General features: G+C 73.2%; 12 protein-coding genes. 8 read left to right on the plus strand and 4 right to left on the minus strand.

The window, feature by feature from the left end; genetic code table 11:
* The first annotated feature begins 73 nt into the window (after positions 1-73).
* Genes MXD59_RS17095 through MXD59_RS17105 form a run of 3 tightly spaced genes read left to right on the plus strand, consistent with a single transcriptional unit; the run spans position 74 to position 3,011 of the window.
* A complete protein-coding gene (locus MXD59_RS17095; RefSeq protein ID WP_248825703.1) occupies positions 74-715 on the plus strand; it encodes a DUF5134 domain-containing protein in 642 nt (213 codons plus the stop codon).
* Positions 715-1,395 (plus strand): AIM24 family protein, encoded by a 681-nt coding sequence (locus tag MXD59_RS17100; protein WP_248825704.1) that lies wholly within the window; start codon positions 715-717, stop codon positions 1,393-1,395. The genes MXD59_RS17095 and MXD59_RS17100 overlap by 1 nt, the downstream gene beginning before the upstream one ends.
* A 14-nt stretch (positions 1,396-1,409) precedes the next feature.
* Positions 1,410-3,011 (plus strand): CoA transferase, encoded by a 1,602-nt coding sequence (locus tag MXD59_RS17105; RefSeq protein WP_248825705.1) that lies wholly within the window; start codon positions 1,410-1,412, stop codon positions 3,009-3,011.
* Positions 3,012-3,108: 97 nt separating this feature from the next.
* On the opposite strand, the gene MXD59_RS17110 is transcribed toward MXD59_RS17105, so the two are convergent.
* Complete coding sequence (locus MXD59_RS17110; protein ID WP_248825706.1) at positions 3,109-4,251, minus strand: DUF4386 domain-containing protein; 1,143 nt, start codon at positions 4,249-4,251, stop codon at positions 3,109-3,111.
* A 630-nt stretch (positions 4,252-4,881) separates the two neighbouring features.
* On the opposite strand from MXD59_RS17110, the gene bfr reads away from it, so the two are divergent.
* The 3 genes from bfr to MXD59_RS17125 all read left to right on the plus strand — a co-directional run bounded on the left by bfr (position 4,882) and on the right by MXD59_RS17125 (position 7,694).
* A complete protein-coding gene (gene bfr, locus MXD59_RS17115; RefSeq protein ID WP_248813664.1) occupies positions 4,882-5,364 on the plus strand; it encodes a bacterioferritin in 483 nt (160 codons plus the stop codon).
* Positions 5,365-5,929: 565 nt separating this feature from the next.
* Positions 5,930-6,538: a superoxide dismutase gene (locus tag MXD59_RS17120; RefSeq protein WP_163549352.1), complete on the plus strand. Its 609-nt coding sequence runs from the start codon at positions 5,930-5,932 to the stop codon at positions 6,536-6,538.
* Positions 6,539-6,866: 328 nt separating this feature from the next.
* The gene (locus tag MXD59_RS17125) at positions 6,867-7,694 is read left to right on the plus strand and encodes an alpha/beta hydrolase (RefSeq protein WP_248825707.1); all 828 of its coding nucleotides are present in this window, start codon (positions 6,867-6,869) and stop codon (positions 7,692-7,694) included.
* Here the strand turns inward: MXD59_RS17125 and MXD59_RS17130 are convergent.
* Positions 7,679-8,374 carry an HD domain-containing protein gene (locus MXD59_RS17130; protein WP_248825708.1) on the minus strand — a complete coding sequence of 232 codons (696 nt, stop codon included), beginning with the start codon at positions 8,372-8,374 and terminating at the stop codon, positions 7,679-7,681. The genes MXD59_RS17125 and MXD59_RS17130 overlap by 16 nt on opposite strands.
* A 167-nt stretch (positions 8,375-8,541) precedes the next feature.
* Between MXD59_RS17130 and MXD59_RS17135 the strand changes: the two genes are divergently transcribed.
* Positions 8,542-10,356: a GlnX family signal transduction membrane protein gene (locus tag MXD59_RS17135; RefSeq protein WP_248825709.1), complete on the plus strand. Its 1,815-nt coding sequence runs from the start codon at positions 8,542-8,544 to the stop codon at positions 10,354-10,356.
* Positions 10,353-11,600 (plus strand): glutamate ABC transporter substrate-binding protein, encoded by a 1,248-nt coding sequence (locus MXD59_RS17140; RefSeq protein WP_248825710.1) that lies wholly within the window; start codon positions 10,353-10,355, stop codon positions 11,598-11,600. The genes MXD59_RS17135 and MXD59_RS17140 overlap by 4 nt, the downstream gene beginning before the upstream one ends.
* A gap of 8 nt (positions 11,601-11,608) precedes the next feature.
* Here the strand turns inward: MXD59_RS17140 and MXD59_RS17145 are convergent, their stop codons facing one another.
* Positions 11,609-14,299, minus strand: coding sequence for a serine/threonine-protein kinase (locus tag MXD59_RS17145; RefSeq protein ID WP_248825711.1), 2,691 nt, complete (start codon positions 14,297-14,299; stop codon positions 11,609-11,611).
* A gap of 174 nt (positions 14,300-14,473) precedes the next feature.
* Positions 14,474-14,752: a GlsB/YeaQ/YmgE family stress response membrane protein gene (locus MXD59_RS17150; protein ID WP_175084689.1), complete on the minus strand. Its 279-nt coding sequence runs from the start codon at positions 14,750-14,752 to the stop codon at positions 14,474-14,476.
* Positions 14,753-14,853 lie beyond the last annotated feature (101 nt).

Genomic DNA, 14,853 nt, shown 5'->3' on the forward strand with positions numbered 1-14,853 from the left:
GCATGGCGGGTAGCACTGGCATGGCGGGTACCACTGACATGGCGGGTACCACTGGCATGGCGGGTAGCACCGTGTGGTCGGGCCGCGCGTCCACACGCCGGTGAACCACGACCATCTGACGCGTTCCGCCACTGGGCTGCCCACCTCCGTCGCCGTCCTCGCGGCGGTGCTGGCCGGGATCGTCGGGCTGTACCACGCCGCTCGTCTGCTCGGCCCGGTCGCCGGTCGCGTGGTCGGGGGGCGTCCACGGTTCGTCCCGGCGGAGACCGGACACACGATCGTCGCCGCCGGCATGGTCGTCATGTTCGTCGGCCCAGCCGGCTGGTGGCGTTCCCCTGCCTTCGCACTGGGGTTCGCCGGGATCGCCCTGGTCTTTCTCACCCTGGTGGTGACCGGGCCGGCGTGTTGTGAACCCGCCCGCTGGTCGTGCTGCTCGATGCTGGTCGTGGAGTCGTTGGCCATGGCGTGCATGGCCCGGGCGGGGCAGTGGCCGATGGCGGAGTTCGGCATGGCCGGTGACCTCTCCGGCTGGTTCATCGTCGTGTTCGCCGTCTCCGCGGCCTCCGCACTCGTCGGATCGCTGCCGCGCCGGGCCTGGGCGTGGATGCGGGCCCGGCCGCTGAGTGCGGGACCGGTCCTGCCCGCCGCGGTGCCGATCACGCCCGCGGCCAGCCGGCTGGTGATGGCCGCCGCGATGCTTGTCATGCTGGTCTGATGCTTCCCTCGGGGCATGGCGGCCCGGGTCCGGCACCGGACGCGCCCTTCGCCCTCGAACCGGGCGAGCGGATGCTGCGGGTCCGCCTCGAGGGCGGGCGGGTCCACGCCAAGCAGGGCTCGATGGTCGCCTACCGCGGCCGCGTCGAGTTCGCCTACCACGGCGGCGGTGTCGGTGGATTCCTGCGGCGGGCCGTCACCGGCGAAGGTCAGGACCTGATGAAGGCGACCGGCCGCGGCACCGTCTGGTTCGCCGACGCCGGCCACCACATCACGATCCTCACCCTCGACCAGGACAGCCTCACCATCAACGGTCGCAACCTGCTCGCCCTCGAGTCGAGCCTGCGGTACAAGGCGACGACCACCTCCGGCGGGCTCGGCGCCATGGTCGCCGGTGGCCTGTTCAACACCGAGATCTCGGGCACCGGCGGGGTGGCGGTGCTGTGCGTGGGTTCACCGCTGGTACTGCCCACCGACGAGCCGGTGTGCGTCGACCGCGACGCCGCCGTGGCCTGGTCCGCCGGGGTACGTACCCGGGTCGTCTCGACGTTTCGGATCGGCAACCTCGTCGGGCGCCGATCCGGAGAACTCGCGCAGATCGAGTACTCCGGCCGCGGCGGTTTCGTCGTCGTCCAGTGCGGCGAGACTCCCGTGGTGGAACCCGCCGCCGAGAGGCACTGACGAGCGCCGCCCCCATGCCGACCTCGCTGGACCAGCTCCTGTGGGACGAGCTGTGCGCCGCGCTGGCCGCGCAGGGCCTGCCCGTTCCCGTCGAAGCCGGACCGGCCCCGTCCCCGGCCGCGGCGGTGGTCTCGCCGTCATGGGCGTTGGTGTCGGCCTGGGCGGACAGCGGACTGATGTGGCTCACCGGCTCCCCGCAGGCGCCACCGACACTCCCGGACGGGCCGGTGATCGGCCGGGCCGAGGCCGCCGCGCGCCTGTTCACCGCCCTGTCGGCACGGCTGGGCCGCACGGTGCGACCCGATGTCGCGGTGCTGCTCGGGGGTCGGGCGGCGCTGCTGGGTCTGACCCGGGGCGGAACCAGCTCGGCCGGCGGCAGTTGCCGTCTGCTGCCCGCCGCGGACGGCTGGCTCGCGGTGAACCTCGCCCGCCCCCACGACGAGGACGCCGTCGTCGCCCTCCTAGGCGCCCTCGGTGCCCTCGACGACCCGGCCTCCTCCACCGTCCCGGCCGTCCGCACCGGCTCGGATGCCTCCGAGGTGGGTGCGCGAACCTGGTCGGAGCTGGGCGCCGCGGTGGCCACCCGTCCCACGCGGGAGGTGGTCGAGCTCGCCCGCCTGCTGGCGATGCCGGTCGCGGCACTCGAGGTGTCCCGCCGGCCAGTGCCCATCCGAAGCCTGCCCCGAGGCCTGGCCCGCACGTCGGGCGGCAGCCACCCCCCGTCCGGGCCAGTGGACCGGGCCGGGGGTGGCCCGATCGGGGGGCGCGTGGTCATCGACCTGTCATCGATGTGGGCCGGACCGCTGTGCGCGCACCTGCTGGGCCGGATGGGCCTACGGGTGATCAAGGTGGAGAGTGTGCGCCGGCTTGACGGTGCCCGCCGGGGCAACGCCGACTTCTACGACTGGATGCACGCCGGCCACGAAAGCGTCGTCCTCGACTTCGCCACCCCGGACGGCCGGGCCACCCTGCGCCGTCTGCTCGCCCACGCCGATGTCGTCCTCGAGTCCTCGCGGCCCCGTGCCCTCGCCCACCTGGGAATCGACCCGGACGTGCTGCTGGCGGCCCGTCCGGGTCAGGTGTGGGCGAGTATCACCGCCCATGGACGCACCGGCGCCGCCAGCGACTCCGCCCCCGATCCGGTGGCCTTCGGTGACGATGCCGCCGTCGCCGGCGGACTCGTCGCCTGGCAGTGGCACACCCACACCCCCAGCCCCACCCCGGTCTTCTGCGCGGATGCCATCGCCGACCCCCTGACCGGCCTGTTCGCGGCGGTGGCCGTCGCCGCCGCCCTGCACCGCGGCGGTGGCCAGCTGCTGGACATAGCCATGCGTGACGTGGCCGCCTGGACCGCCGCCCCCCTGCCCCGCGTCCCACCAGCACCCACGGCCACCGCCGACCCCGCACACATCGCCCCACCCGTGGGCGCCATGGCAGCAGCCGTCCGGATGACCGGTAGCGATCAGTACGGGTGGACGGCGCACCTCGACGGGCACTCCCACCCGGTCGCGCCCCCCACCCCGCCCTGGCCGACCGGGGACACCCCACCCTGGCCACAGGCGGCCGAGCCCGGAGCGCACACCCGCACGGTGCTGGACGACCTGCCACCCGCCTGACCGCCCACCCGCCTGACCACGCCGGCCGATGGAGCGCCTTCGTGGATCAGGAGCGCCGACCGTGCAGCCGCGATGATCGACGCGACCTGATGGCGTACTACTGGGAGGTCGGCGCCGGGGTGTGCTGGCTGGGCGGGGTGAGGATCCCGAGTTCGGTGGGATCGTCGTTACCGATGGCCCGTCCGGCGGGCTGGGGTGCCGCGCGGAGGGCGACGCCGCTGCTCGCCGGGTCGTCCGACGAGGGCGCCTCGCTGGTCCCCGGCGGCGGCTCGGATGCCGATGGCACGGATGGTGGCGGCCCGGGCGTCGGTGGTTCGCATACCGGGGCGTCGGCGGTCGTGCGCGGTTCGATATGGGTGATGGCCTCGAAGAAGGCGTCCTCGATCGGAGTCTCGGGTGAGGAGACGGAGGCCGAGACGGAGACGGAGCCGACAGCCGCGGAGCCGCTGGGTCCGGCCGCGGGCAGAGACGGGTGCGGTGCCGGCCGGGAGAAGTCCGGCCGGGTCGGGGTGGGTGCGGCGGGGGAGGGGGGACGCGGGTCCAGTTGCCAGACGGCGACGGCGAGGCCGACCAGCCACAGGCTCCACAGCAGCTGCCCGACCACCCGGCCGGTCACCGCCGGATGGATGCCGAAGGGGAGAAGGATGCCGCCGAGGACACCCGCCGAGGCCACCGCGCCCCAGATACCGAGTCCGACCAGGGCGGCGCGGGGACGGCGGGCGTCGGTGGGCAGCCGTCCCAGCAGCTTCGAGCGCAGCACCCGGAGCACGAGTGACACCGACCAGCAGGCGGTCAGCGCACAGGCGACGACCTCGCCGATCATGATCGCGAACAGGGTGCGGGCGGCGTCGAAGACGACCGTCGCCTGATCGGACAGGGCCGGTGGCGTCGAGCGGCCAAAAAGGGCGGGGACGACGAACAGCCAGAACAGCAGGCCCACCAGTTGGGCGGCGCTGGCCGCGGTGGCCAGCACGATCGGCAGGGGCCGGTGCGAGCCGCCGGGCAGCAACCGGACGATGCCCACCGTGATCGGCACCAGCAGGGCAGCGCCCACCACCGCCAGGACGAGCCCGGCGACGACGGCGAACCAGTGCTGCTGGACGGCGGCCAGGGTGGCCGTGCCGGACACGGTGAGAACCTCCGGGTAGCCCGCGGCCCGGCGCAGCACCGTCAGGCCGCCGGCTCCGCACACGGCGCTGACCAGCAACAACGCGGCGGTGGTGCGCCGTCCGATGAACATCGACGCCGTACCTCCCGGAAGGCCAGGTTGGTGGCCGAGTCATCACGTAGGGTAATCGACCGGGGCTGGAGTGGCGCGGTCCGCGGCTGGGACGCGGGTGGTCTGCCCTGAGGCTCCCGGTCCGACCGCGCGGGCGGCCCCGCCCGTAGGTGCCGGCCGCGCCGGCCTGGGCCCGTCTGTCGTACACATGATTTCCCACACGCTTCGTCTGGATCGGCGTACGGGTGGGCATGACGTCGCCATGGCAATTCCTGCCGGCGACCGACCCGAAGGTAGATGGCTAATGTGGGGGTCCGAAGGTGCCCGATCCCGAGGCTATTGCGGCCTGTTGTCGGTTCGTGTGGCCACCTCTGGGTAGGCTCCCCTAACTTTGGTCAAGCTTACCTTGTGAAGGGCTCTGCTGGCGCCTGTGGAGTCATCTCGGCCCGGCGTGCTGCGAATTCCTTATCCATGTGATTTGCTGATGTCGACAGGGGCGCGTGCCCGCTGCCCTCCCTCGGTCTGTATCGCTGTCGTCGCAGATCGTTGGGGATGCGTGCGGGGCGCGCCACGTCCGTGCGAGCTGGTCCTCATCGTGACGATGCGGGCCGGTCGTCCGGTCGAAACGGTGGGCGGAAGGATGTGGAACTAATGGCGACCCGTGGGGACGCTGAAATTATCGAAGTACTGAACAGCGTGCTGACGAACGAGCTGACGACGATCAACCAGTACTTCCTGCACAGCCGGATGCAGCGCAACTGGGGTTACCGTCGGATCTCGGAGCACTATTATCACGAATCCATCGACGAGATGAAGCACGCCGACCGTCTCATCGAGCGTGTCCTTTATCTCGGTGGTCTGCCGAACCTGCAGCGGCTGCACACCCTGCGTATCGGGGAGACCGTGCCCGAGCAGCTCGAGATCGACCGGAGCGGCGAGTTCGAGAACGTCGAGGTGCTGCGGCGTGGCATCGAGCTCGGCCGCGAGCGTGGCGACATCGGCTCGGCTGTGCTGCTCGAGGAGATCCTGGTCTCCGAGGAGGAGCACATCGACTGGCTGGACGCGCAGCTCGAGCTGATCTCCCAGCTCGGTGCCGCCAACTACCTGAGCCAGCAGATCCACGAGGACGACTGAGCCAGCGCGGCCGTCGCCACCCCACGGCGGCCCCGCGGCCGGTCGCGGAGTCGGTCCCCGTCCGGGGTGCGGCTCGTCGGGTCGCGGGTGACGGGGAGGGGACGACCGCAGGTGGGTGATGGGGCGTGGGTTCGTGGGCGCCGATCGGCGGCGGGGGGAACGGGGGCGCCGGGCCGTGGTGTGCGGTGCCCCGGGGGCGTCCCAGTATGCGAGAAGCGCGTTTTCCGGACTGCTCCATTTTCGTCACACACTGTTATTTCCGATGGTTGCTCGACGCTTTGTGGGCAGCCCGCCCGGGTTGAAGCCGGCTGTGGCGCTGCAGGATCGATCCTGGGGGCGATAGGGTTCACCCCGGAGGTTCGCTGTACCTGGCGCCGGGGTCCATCCATGGCCTTCCTGGCAGCGGGCCGGAGGGGAGCAGCGGATGATCACTATCCGGTCCCGTCCGGCCGGCTTGTCCGGGGCGGCGGCCGTCGGCGCCGTCGAACCCCCCAGCTGAACCGTCGGGTGCCCCTGGACAGGGGCCCCAGTCGAATCCCTCGCGAACGGAAAGGACCGTGCTCTGGTGGCTACGTACACTCTGCCGGACCTGAAGTACGACTACGGCGCACTCGAACCGTCCATCAGCGGGCAGATCGTCGAACTGCACCACGACAAGCACCACGCGACCTACGTCAAGGCTGCCAACGACACCCTTGACAAGATCGCCGAGGCTCGGGACAAGGGCGACTTCGGGGCGATCGTCGGCCTGGAGAAGACACTGGCCTTCAACCTCTCGGGCCACATTCTGCACTCCATCTACTGGGAGAACCTCTCCCCGGACGGTGGCGACAAGCCCGACGGCGCGCTGGGCGAGGCCATTGCCACCGACTTCGGCTCGTTCGACGCCTTCAAGGCGCAGCTGACCGCGGCGACGACGACCGTTCAGGGCTCGGGCTGGGGCGTGCTCGCCTACGACCCGACCGGCGACCGGCTGCTCGTCGAGCAGGTCTACGACCACCAGAGCAACGTGGGCATCGGCAACCCGGCGCTGCTGGTGTTCGACGCCTGGGAGCACGCCTGGTACCTGCAGTACAAGAACGTCAAGGTCGACTACGCGGCCGCGCTGTGGAACATCGTCAACTGGGCGGATGTCTCCGCGCGCTACGCGAAGGCCAAGGGCCTCGGCGCCTGAGCGCAGGCGTCGTCCACGGATGTCCGTGGCATCGGCCCGTCCGGTCATCCGGGCGGGCCGTCGTCGTCCGCGGCCACGGGTCGTCGTCCGCGCCATGGGGTGGACCGGCGTTCCCGGCAACCCTGAGGCACTGTCGGTCAGCGGACCCACTCGCGTGCCGTTACCCCTTTCGGATGGCCGGCGCGCCGTCCTACGCTGGGGGCATGCTGCTGAGCGTGGTCCTGCTGTGACGACTCACCGAGTCCCGCGGCTGCCACGTCGGCGTCCCTGACCTGACGGGTCGCCGTGGCCCGGCGACCCGCCCCCTGCGAGAGAGACGGAGGCGCCGATGACGTCGCCCCTGCATCCGACGCTGCCCGCCCCGGCGATCACCCAGGCCCCACCCGTGGGAGCCCGCGGCCCGATCGCCTTCCCCCCTGTCCCCCTGGTGCTGGCCGTCCCACCCGCGCTGCCCGTCTCCCCTGAGACACCCGTCCCGCCGGTCCCACCCGTCCCGTCTGTCTCACCCGTGCCGCCCGTCCCACCTGGGCCGCGGGTGCCCCGAGTGGAGGAGACCGGACCCGCCGGTGTGTGGCCCAGTCCGGCGCGGTCCCCGTCCGGGGGCGTCGCCGTGGTGCGCCGGGAGGTCCGCTCCGTGCTCGCGGCGCTGCCGGGCCGCGGCCAGAACGCCCGCGACTTCGACGCGCTCACCGAGCGGCTCGCCCTCGACGGTCACCAGCTCGTCGTCGTGACCGACGGTGCCGTGCGGATACCCGCGGTCGTCGAGACCCGGATGCCCGGTGTGCCGTTCGTGCTGCTGGGCGCCGACACCGGCGCGTTGGAGGCGCTGTCGATGGTCGGTTCACCGGCGGTCCGCCCGGACGGTCTGGTGCTGCTCGGGCTGCCCTCGCTGCACACGGCGGTGGCCGAGCAGCCCATCGTCGAATCCCTGCCGCGGGCCCTGCCGGACCTGCCGATCCTGCTGCTGCACGGCGGCGCGGACGAGGTGAGTCCGCTCCCGCTGGTCCGCATGGTCACCAGGACCGCGCCGCGCACCGAACTCGCCGTCGTCGCCGGCGGCCATGATCCCCTGGTCGGTCCGGGTCGGCGCAGCGTCGCCGCCCGCACGGTGCTGTTCCTCGAGGGCCTGCTGGCGGCCGGTCAGGGCAGCAGATAGCCGCGGCGCACCGCGTCGTCCAGCATCGCCTGGACGTATCCCCACAGCGCCGGGGAACCCTGCTCGATCACATCCCGGTGGGCCAGAACGTCCGCGCGGCACACGCCGTGCGGACGCCAGGTGCTCCCAGCGGTGTAGAAGTTCAGCAGCAACGGCTGGACGCGGTCGAGGGAACGGGCGAACCGGGCCTCGGCGGTGTGCCGCTGCTCGAACTCCTCCCACAGCGCCCGCAGCGGCCCGGCCTGGTCGGCGGGTAGCTGCGGGAACAGCCGGTCGGCGGCGGCACGTTCGCGCTGTTCCTGTTCGGCGAGCGCCTGGACGTCGTAGACGAACGTGTCACCGGCGTAGATCTCCACGAGGTCGTGGACGAGCAGCATCCGCAGCACCCGGGCCTGGTCGACGTCCGCCGCCGCGTACTCGCCGAGCACGACGGCGAGCATCGCCAGATGCCAGGAGTGTTCGGCGTCGTTCTCCCTGCGGGACAGGTCGATCAGGTTGCTGCGCCGCAGCACCGTCTTGAGCTTGTCGATCTCTACCAGGAACGCGATCTGACGCGCCAGCCGGCCGTCGGTGATCCCCGCCGGCGGCTCGGTCGGCGTCGGTTCGACCCGTGGCGGCGGGGGCCCGTCCGGCGGCTGTGCCGGCCGCGGGGGTGGATGCTCGGACGCGGATGTGCTCATCCCTGCGACAGTACGGAGAATCCGCCGGCGGGGGCGCGGAGCAGGACAGTAACGGCCGAACGGTCGCGCGTGGTAACCAGAGTGCCTCCTGATGCGTACGCTCGGTAAGCGTGACGGGTGTGGTGTCGCCGCCGGACCACGGTCCGGACGCGCGGGTGCGATCGAGGGTGCGATCGCGCGGCGCGGCGCCCCTCGTCCCACGACGCTTTCATCCGGGTCTGGATCCGCGCCGGTCCGCGGCGGGTCTGGCGCGGCTGGCCCGGGTGGCCGCCGGACGCTGTGACGCCGAGGTTCTCCTGGTGGGGCTGCTCGCGCTGCTGGTCCTCGTGCTGGGCCTGTTCGGCGTCACGCTGCGGGGCGTGGTCGCGCACCGGCTGGCGGCCACCGACGATCTGCTCACCCGGCAGGGCCGGGCGCTGGCCACCGCCCAGGACCTGCGTGCGGCGCTGTCCCAGGCGGACGCGGCGGCGGCGGCCGAGGTGTTCGCACCGGTGGAACTGCTCGTCGACCGGGCGGCCCCGGCCGCGCAGCAGCGGCAGCGCTACGACACCGTCAAGTCGGACGTGTCGTTCGAGACGAGTGTGGCCGCCTCGGCGCGGGGCGTCCTGGACCTTCGCCGCCTCGACCCCAAACTGTGCCCGCAGGACGTCGGTGACCGGCTGGCGGCCGGGGCGGTGGATCCCGGTGCCGATCTCGGGCAGAGCACCGATGGCGGTGGCCCGCCCGGGGCGGGTCCGGGCGGCCAGTCCGGAGGGCTCGAACCGCCCTGGTCGGACGCCCCACCCGCCCCACCGCACCCGGCCGGCCCGGGCACCGTGACCTCCGATGGTTCCGTGACCGGGTCGGCGGGGTCGGCGGGTTCTGGGGCGTCCGGTGGTGCTGGTTCGTCCGGCCGGGCCATCGCGGGAGAGGGCACGGCCGTGGGTGGGAGCGCCGCGGCGGGTCCGACGTCCTGCCCGTTGGATCTGCTGGCGCAGGAGATCCCGGTCTACAACGGGATGGTCGAGCGGGCGCGGGCGAACAACCGGGCCGGGCTGTCCATCGGGGAGGCCAACCTGCGGGCCGCGTCCACGATGATGCGCGCCGAGATCCTGCCCGCCACCGAGATCCTGGTCGCCCGGTATGCCGCCGCGGTGGACCGGGGCTATCAGGACGCGACCGGCTCCCGCGGCGAGTGGGCGGTGGTGCTGACCGCCGCCGTCGCCCTGGGGGTACTGGTCGGCGTCCAGGTGCTGCTGGTCCGGCGGACCAACCGGCTGGTCAACCCGGGGCTGCTGGTCGCCACCGGCGCGGTCCTGGCGGCGGTGACCTGGACGGCGGTGGCGTTCGGTAGCCAGCAGTCCAGGCTGGACACCGCCCGTGACGTGGGTTACCGGCCGATGACGTTGCTGGCCCGGTCGAAGGCGCTGGCGCTGGAGGCCCGGGTCGACGAGAACCTGTCGCTGGCGGCGCTGGGCAACGGGCTGCGTTTCGACGAGCACTTCGCCTGGGTGGCCCGGGGACTGGGTTTCGACCCGTCCGGCGATCGGCTGCCGCCCGAACCGGTGACCCGCCGTGGGTCCCTGGTCGTCGCCCTGGACGCGCCCGCCGGCGCGGGCCTGCCTGCCGACCTCGAGGAGAACCTGCGGGCCTGGCTGCGCATCCACGAGTCGGTGGTGCGGCTGCTGGCGTCGTCGCCCGATTCGGTGGTCGCGGCCGCCCGTGGCCCCGGTGACACCGGTCCGACGGCGGGCGATCCTCGCTCGTCCGACGCGTTCGGGGCGGCGGTCACCCGCACGCTCGGCCCGGGCACCGCCGCGTTCACCCGGCTGCTGGACAGCCTCGACACGGCGGTGGACACCGCCCGCGGTCGGTTCGACACCGAGGTCCACCGGGCCAGCGCGCAACTGCGCGGACTGCGGCTGGCCGGCCCGGCGCTGGTCCTGGCCGCGATCATCGCCGCGGTCGCCGGCCTGTGGCCCCGCCTGCGGGAGTTCCTGTGAGCGCCCCGTCCGACGCCCCGCCGATCGCCCCGTCCGTCGAGACCTCGCGGCGGCGGCCGGCCCGTGCCCGGGTGCCCGCCGGACGGGTGCCGCTGACGGTCCTGCTGCTGCTGGGTCTGCTCCTGGGCCTGGCGGGCTGCGGCACGGCCCGCCGCCCGCTGCCGATCGAGGCCGGACCGCTACCCGCCTCACCCGCGCCGGCCGGTCCGGACGAACAGATGGGGCCTCCCGACCCGGGCGGCCCCGGCCCAGCCGCCGGTGCCGATACGGGCATGGGCGGCGGAGCTGGTGCGGGCACGGGCGGCGGTGCGGGCGCGAACGGGGGTGCGACGCGGCCGGATGGCACCTGCCAGGCGGACGGACGTCCCGTGCGTTCCAGCGAACCGCCGCTGACCCCGCTGCCACCCCCAGGTCGGATGCCGGCCGGCAGCCGGCTGCGCACGATCGCGCACGATCGCGGCTACCTGCGGATCGGGATCGTGACCGACGCGCCGCCGGCAGGGCTGATGAACTGGCGCACGCTGCGGCTGGAGGGCTTCGACGTGGGGATCGCCCGGGCCGTCGCCGCGGCGGTCTTCGGGCCGACCGACGTGGACAGCCACATCCAGTTCCGGGCGGTGACCACCACCGACCGGGAGGATCTGCTGCGCTCGAACATGGTCGACATGCTGGTCGCGACGATGACCATCACCTGCGAACGCAAACGGCAGGTGCGTTTCTCCAGCGTCTACTACGAGGCCACGCTGCGGTTGCTGGTGCGCCAGGACTCCGGCATCACGGGTCTGGCGGCCCTCGCCGGCCGTCCGGTGTGCACGTCGGCGGGCAGCACCGCGGGGGAGAAGCTCACCCGCCGCCCACCGGCGCAGGCCCCGAAGGTGGTGACGCTGCCCCGCCTCGCCGACTGCCTGGTCGCCCTGCAGTACGGCGACGTCGACGCCATCGTCGGCGACGACGTGCTGCTGGCCGGCCTCGCCGCCCAGGATCCCTACACCACGGTGCTCGGCCCGGAGGCGTTCGGCCCCGCCTTCGCCGCCGACGGGGGACTCGACGAGCCCTACGGCATCGCGATGCCGATCACCGGGGACTCCGCCGACGACGACCTGTTCGTCTCCTTCGTCAACGGTGTCCTGCGCTCCATCATGGTGGACGGGACGTGGTCCCGGCTCTACGACGAATGGCTGCGCCCGGGCCTGCGGGTCGCCGGGCAGCCGCCCCTGGGCGGTCTCGGCGCCGCCGCGCGCTGAGCGGCGGATCAGCGCAGGGTGCGGGGGCGGGCGCGGTTGGCCTGGTCCACCAGCCGGACGCGGCCGGCCCGGTCGGAGGTGAGCCGGGCCATCTCCCGGTAGGTGCGTTCCAACCCGAACCGCAGTTCCCGTTCGGTCATCGGACCTCCCAGCAGCAGCGGTGGGTCGGCCCGCCCGCCGCCAGGTCCGCGTCCACCGTTGTCGCCGCCGATCAGGCCGGCGGCGAGCAGGTCCAGGGCGCCGAGGTAGAGGTCGCGGCACAGCTCGGCGCGGCGCCGTTCCCCGAGGTCGAGCAGCGGGTCGGTGAGCATCGTCGCGGCCCGGGTCAGCGCCGCCTGGCCGGCTCCCGGCGTGTCGTCCGCGGCGGCCTGGGCCACCAGCACCTCGATCATCCGCACCCGGGACGCCGTGTAGGCGAACGACGACCGCGGCACCCGCAGGTAGGCGTCGAGGCGTCCCTGGGGGTCGGTGCGGCAGCGGGCCAGCCCGAACGCCGCGCTGGTCACGCCCGGGTCGATGGCGGACACGATGTCGAACAGGTCGGCGGCGCGCAGCCGGGCCGCGTCCGCCTGGGAGGCGCCGGCCGTCCGGGGGTCACCGGCCGTCCGAAGGTCACCGGTCGCCCGGGGGGTGAGCGCGTCTCGTCCGGTGGGTTCGGGTCCGTCGACGGCGGCGGCCCGTTCGGCGACCTGGGCCTGGGCCATCGCGAGGGCGAGGCGGGGGGCGAGCTCGCCCGGTACCTGCGAGAAGACCAGGTCGAACGCGGCCACGGCCCGTTCGGGCTGGCCGCCGACGAGGGCGGCGACACCGCGGTACCAGTCGACCCGCCACTCCAGCGGGGCGACCCGGGCGGCCTCGTCCAGCACGCGGGCGGTCTGCGCCAACGCCCCGGCGCGGATGGTGGCGCGGGCCAGGCACAACCGGACCTCGGTGGTCACCGGGACGATCGCCGCGAGCCGGGCGGCGTGCGCCGCGGGCTCCTCGTCGGGACCGGCGGCCAGCGCCGGCGCGTGCGGGTCGTCCGGGTCGACCCGCAGATCCGGCAGCACCTCGAAGGCGGCCGGTGCGAGCCCCGGTCCCGCCTCGCCGGTGGGATGGCCGGCGGCGTCGAACCACCTGCTGGCCAGCGGTGGGACGGGTCCCTCGGTGCGGGCGACGATCTCGTAGAGGACACCGACCAGCTCGTCCGCCAGTTCGGTGACGCTCTGGAACCGCCGGTCGGGATCGGTCGCGGTGGCCCGGCGCAGCAACCGGTCCAGCGACTCGAACTGGCGCAGCGGCTGGTGGGCCCGGCGGGGCGGCATCGTGTGCCGGTAGGCGTCGACGAAACCGGCGAACCGGCCAAGGACGAGCCGGGCCAGGGTGCGCGCGACCGCGAAGACATCGGTGGTGATCGTGGGAGCGCACCGGATGATGCCCGCGGGACGTTCCCCGTCGTCGTCGAGCTCCGGTGCGCGGTAACCCGGAGTGGACAGGTACCCGGAGACCCGGTCGTCGAGCCGGCGGGCACCACCCAGATCGATCAGCTTCACCCCGGACGCGGTGATCATCACGTTGTCCGGCTTGAAGTCGCAGTAGACGAGCCCCATCCGGTGCAGATGCCCGAGGGCCGGCAGCACCCGCAGCAGATAGCGCAGCACGTCCGCCACCACCGGCCGCCCCGCCGCACCCGTACCCGGGTACGCACCTGGCTGCGTGCCCAGGCCCGCCCGGGCCTGCTCCGCGTGGGCGGCATCGGCCATGGCGGCGAGCGAGATGCCAGGCACGTACTCCATGACGATGTAGTCCTCGCCGGCGTGCGCGACGTAGTCGAGAATTTTCACGATGCTCGGATGGGAGACGGTGGTGAGAATGCGTCGTTCTCCCTCGGCGACGCGCCGCGCCTCCGAGTTCGCCGCGTCCAGCAGTCCTTTGAGGACCACCCAGGCCTGCACACCGTCGCCGCCGAGATTGTCGTCGGTGGCGGCATACACCCAGCCGAGTCCGCCATGAGCGATGACGCCATGCACGGTGTAACGGCCGACCCGTTCGCCGGGGCGAAGTTTCACGGTGAACGAATAGCGATGGCCGCATTCTCCGCAGGCACCTTCGAGGGCGGCCGCCCCCGATCCTTCCGGTTGGGCGACCGGACGTGCGCAGCCGGCGCACTCGCGTAGCGAGGGAGGCACTCTGGGTGCTTCCAGGAGGGTGGGTTCGGCGCCGGTGCGCCCGGTGACCCGGCGCGGCAGCCGCAGTGGGTCGCGGGGTGCGCCCCGGGCCGGCCAGCCCCGCGGGGTGCTTCTGGACCGGGGCGTGGGAACCGCCGGTGCCTGCGCCCCCCCAGCGGTGCCCGCGGCTTCCCCCACACCCGGACGGCCAGGGCTGGCGGCACCGGGTGGGCTGGCGGCACCGGGTTGCCTGGCGGCACCGGGTGGGCTGGCGGCACCGGGTGGGCTGGCGGCACCGTCGGGATGGGCCTGGTCGTGCTGGCTGATGGCGGGGCCCGGCGAGGGGGCGTCGGGGTCGCCGGGGCGGTCGAGGAGCGGACGCAGGTCGCTGTCGCCGTCGTCACCGGGGCGCGGGGAGCCGGTGAACCGCGCCCGGGCGGGTTCGGTCGGTTCGAACGGGTCGCCCGGCTGTGTGGCACCCTGCTCGACCACCTGCGACCTCCGTCCCACCATCCCGCCGCGCCGACCCACGTACGCCGCCACCCGCGCCACCTGACACCGATCATCACGCCGGGTAGGCGGACGGTTCCTCGGTGACAGCGTGGCACGGGTGGCGTGGTGTGGCGAGACGTCGCTGGTGCTGGTGGCGCTGGTGGTGGGGGCGGCGGGTGGCCACCGGCCCGGATGCGGTGGGCTGGCCCGCCGCCGCGAGACCGCGCCCGTCGGTCAGTGGCGGACCAGGCGACGACCGGCGACGGCCCGGTAGATCAGCAGAGCCGCGATCGCGCCGAGCACGGAGCCGATGAAGCCCGACGGCTGGAAGGCGCCCTCGCTGAGGTCATGACCGAACAGGATGTAGCCAAGAAAACCACCGATGAAGGAACCGACGATTCCAAGGCCGATCGTGGCCGGAATTCCCATCGGGTCACGACCGGGGACGAGAAGGCGGGCGACAGCGCCGGCGAGAAGACCGAGAACAATGAAGCTGATGATGAACCAGAGCACGGGAACCTCCATAGGTACAGGCGGGGCCGGCGGCGGCCAGGAGTGCCGCTTTCCAGTTCGCCGGGCTGATCGAGGAGGGATATCCCCGGTGCCGACCCTGT

It is taken from the genome of Frankia umida, from assembly GCF_023242945.1.
In the GTDB taxonomy this organism is placed as follows: domain Bacteria; phylum Actinomycetota; class Actinomycetes; order Frankiales; family Frankiaceae; genus Frankia; species Frankia umida.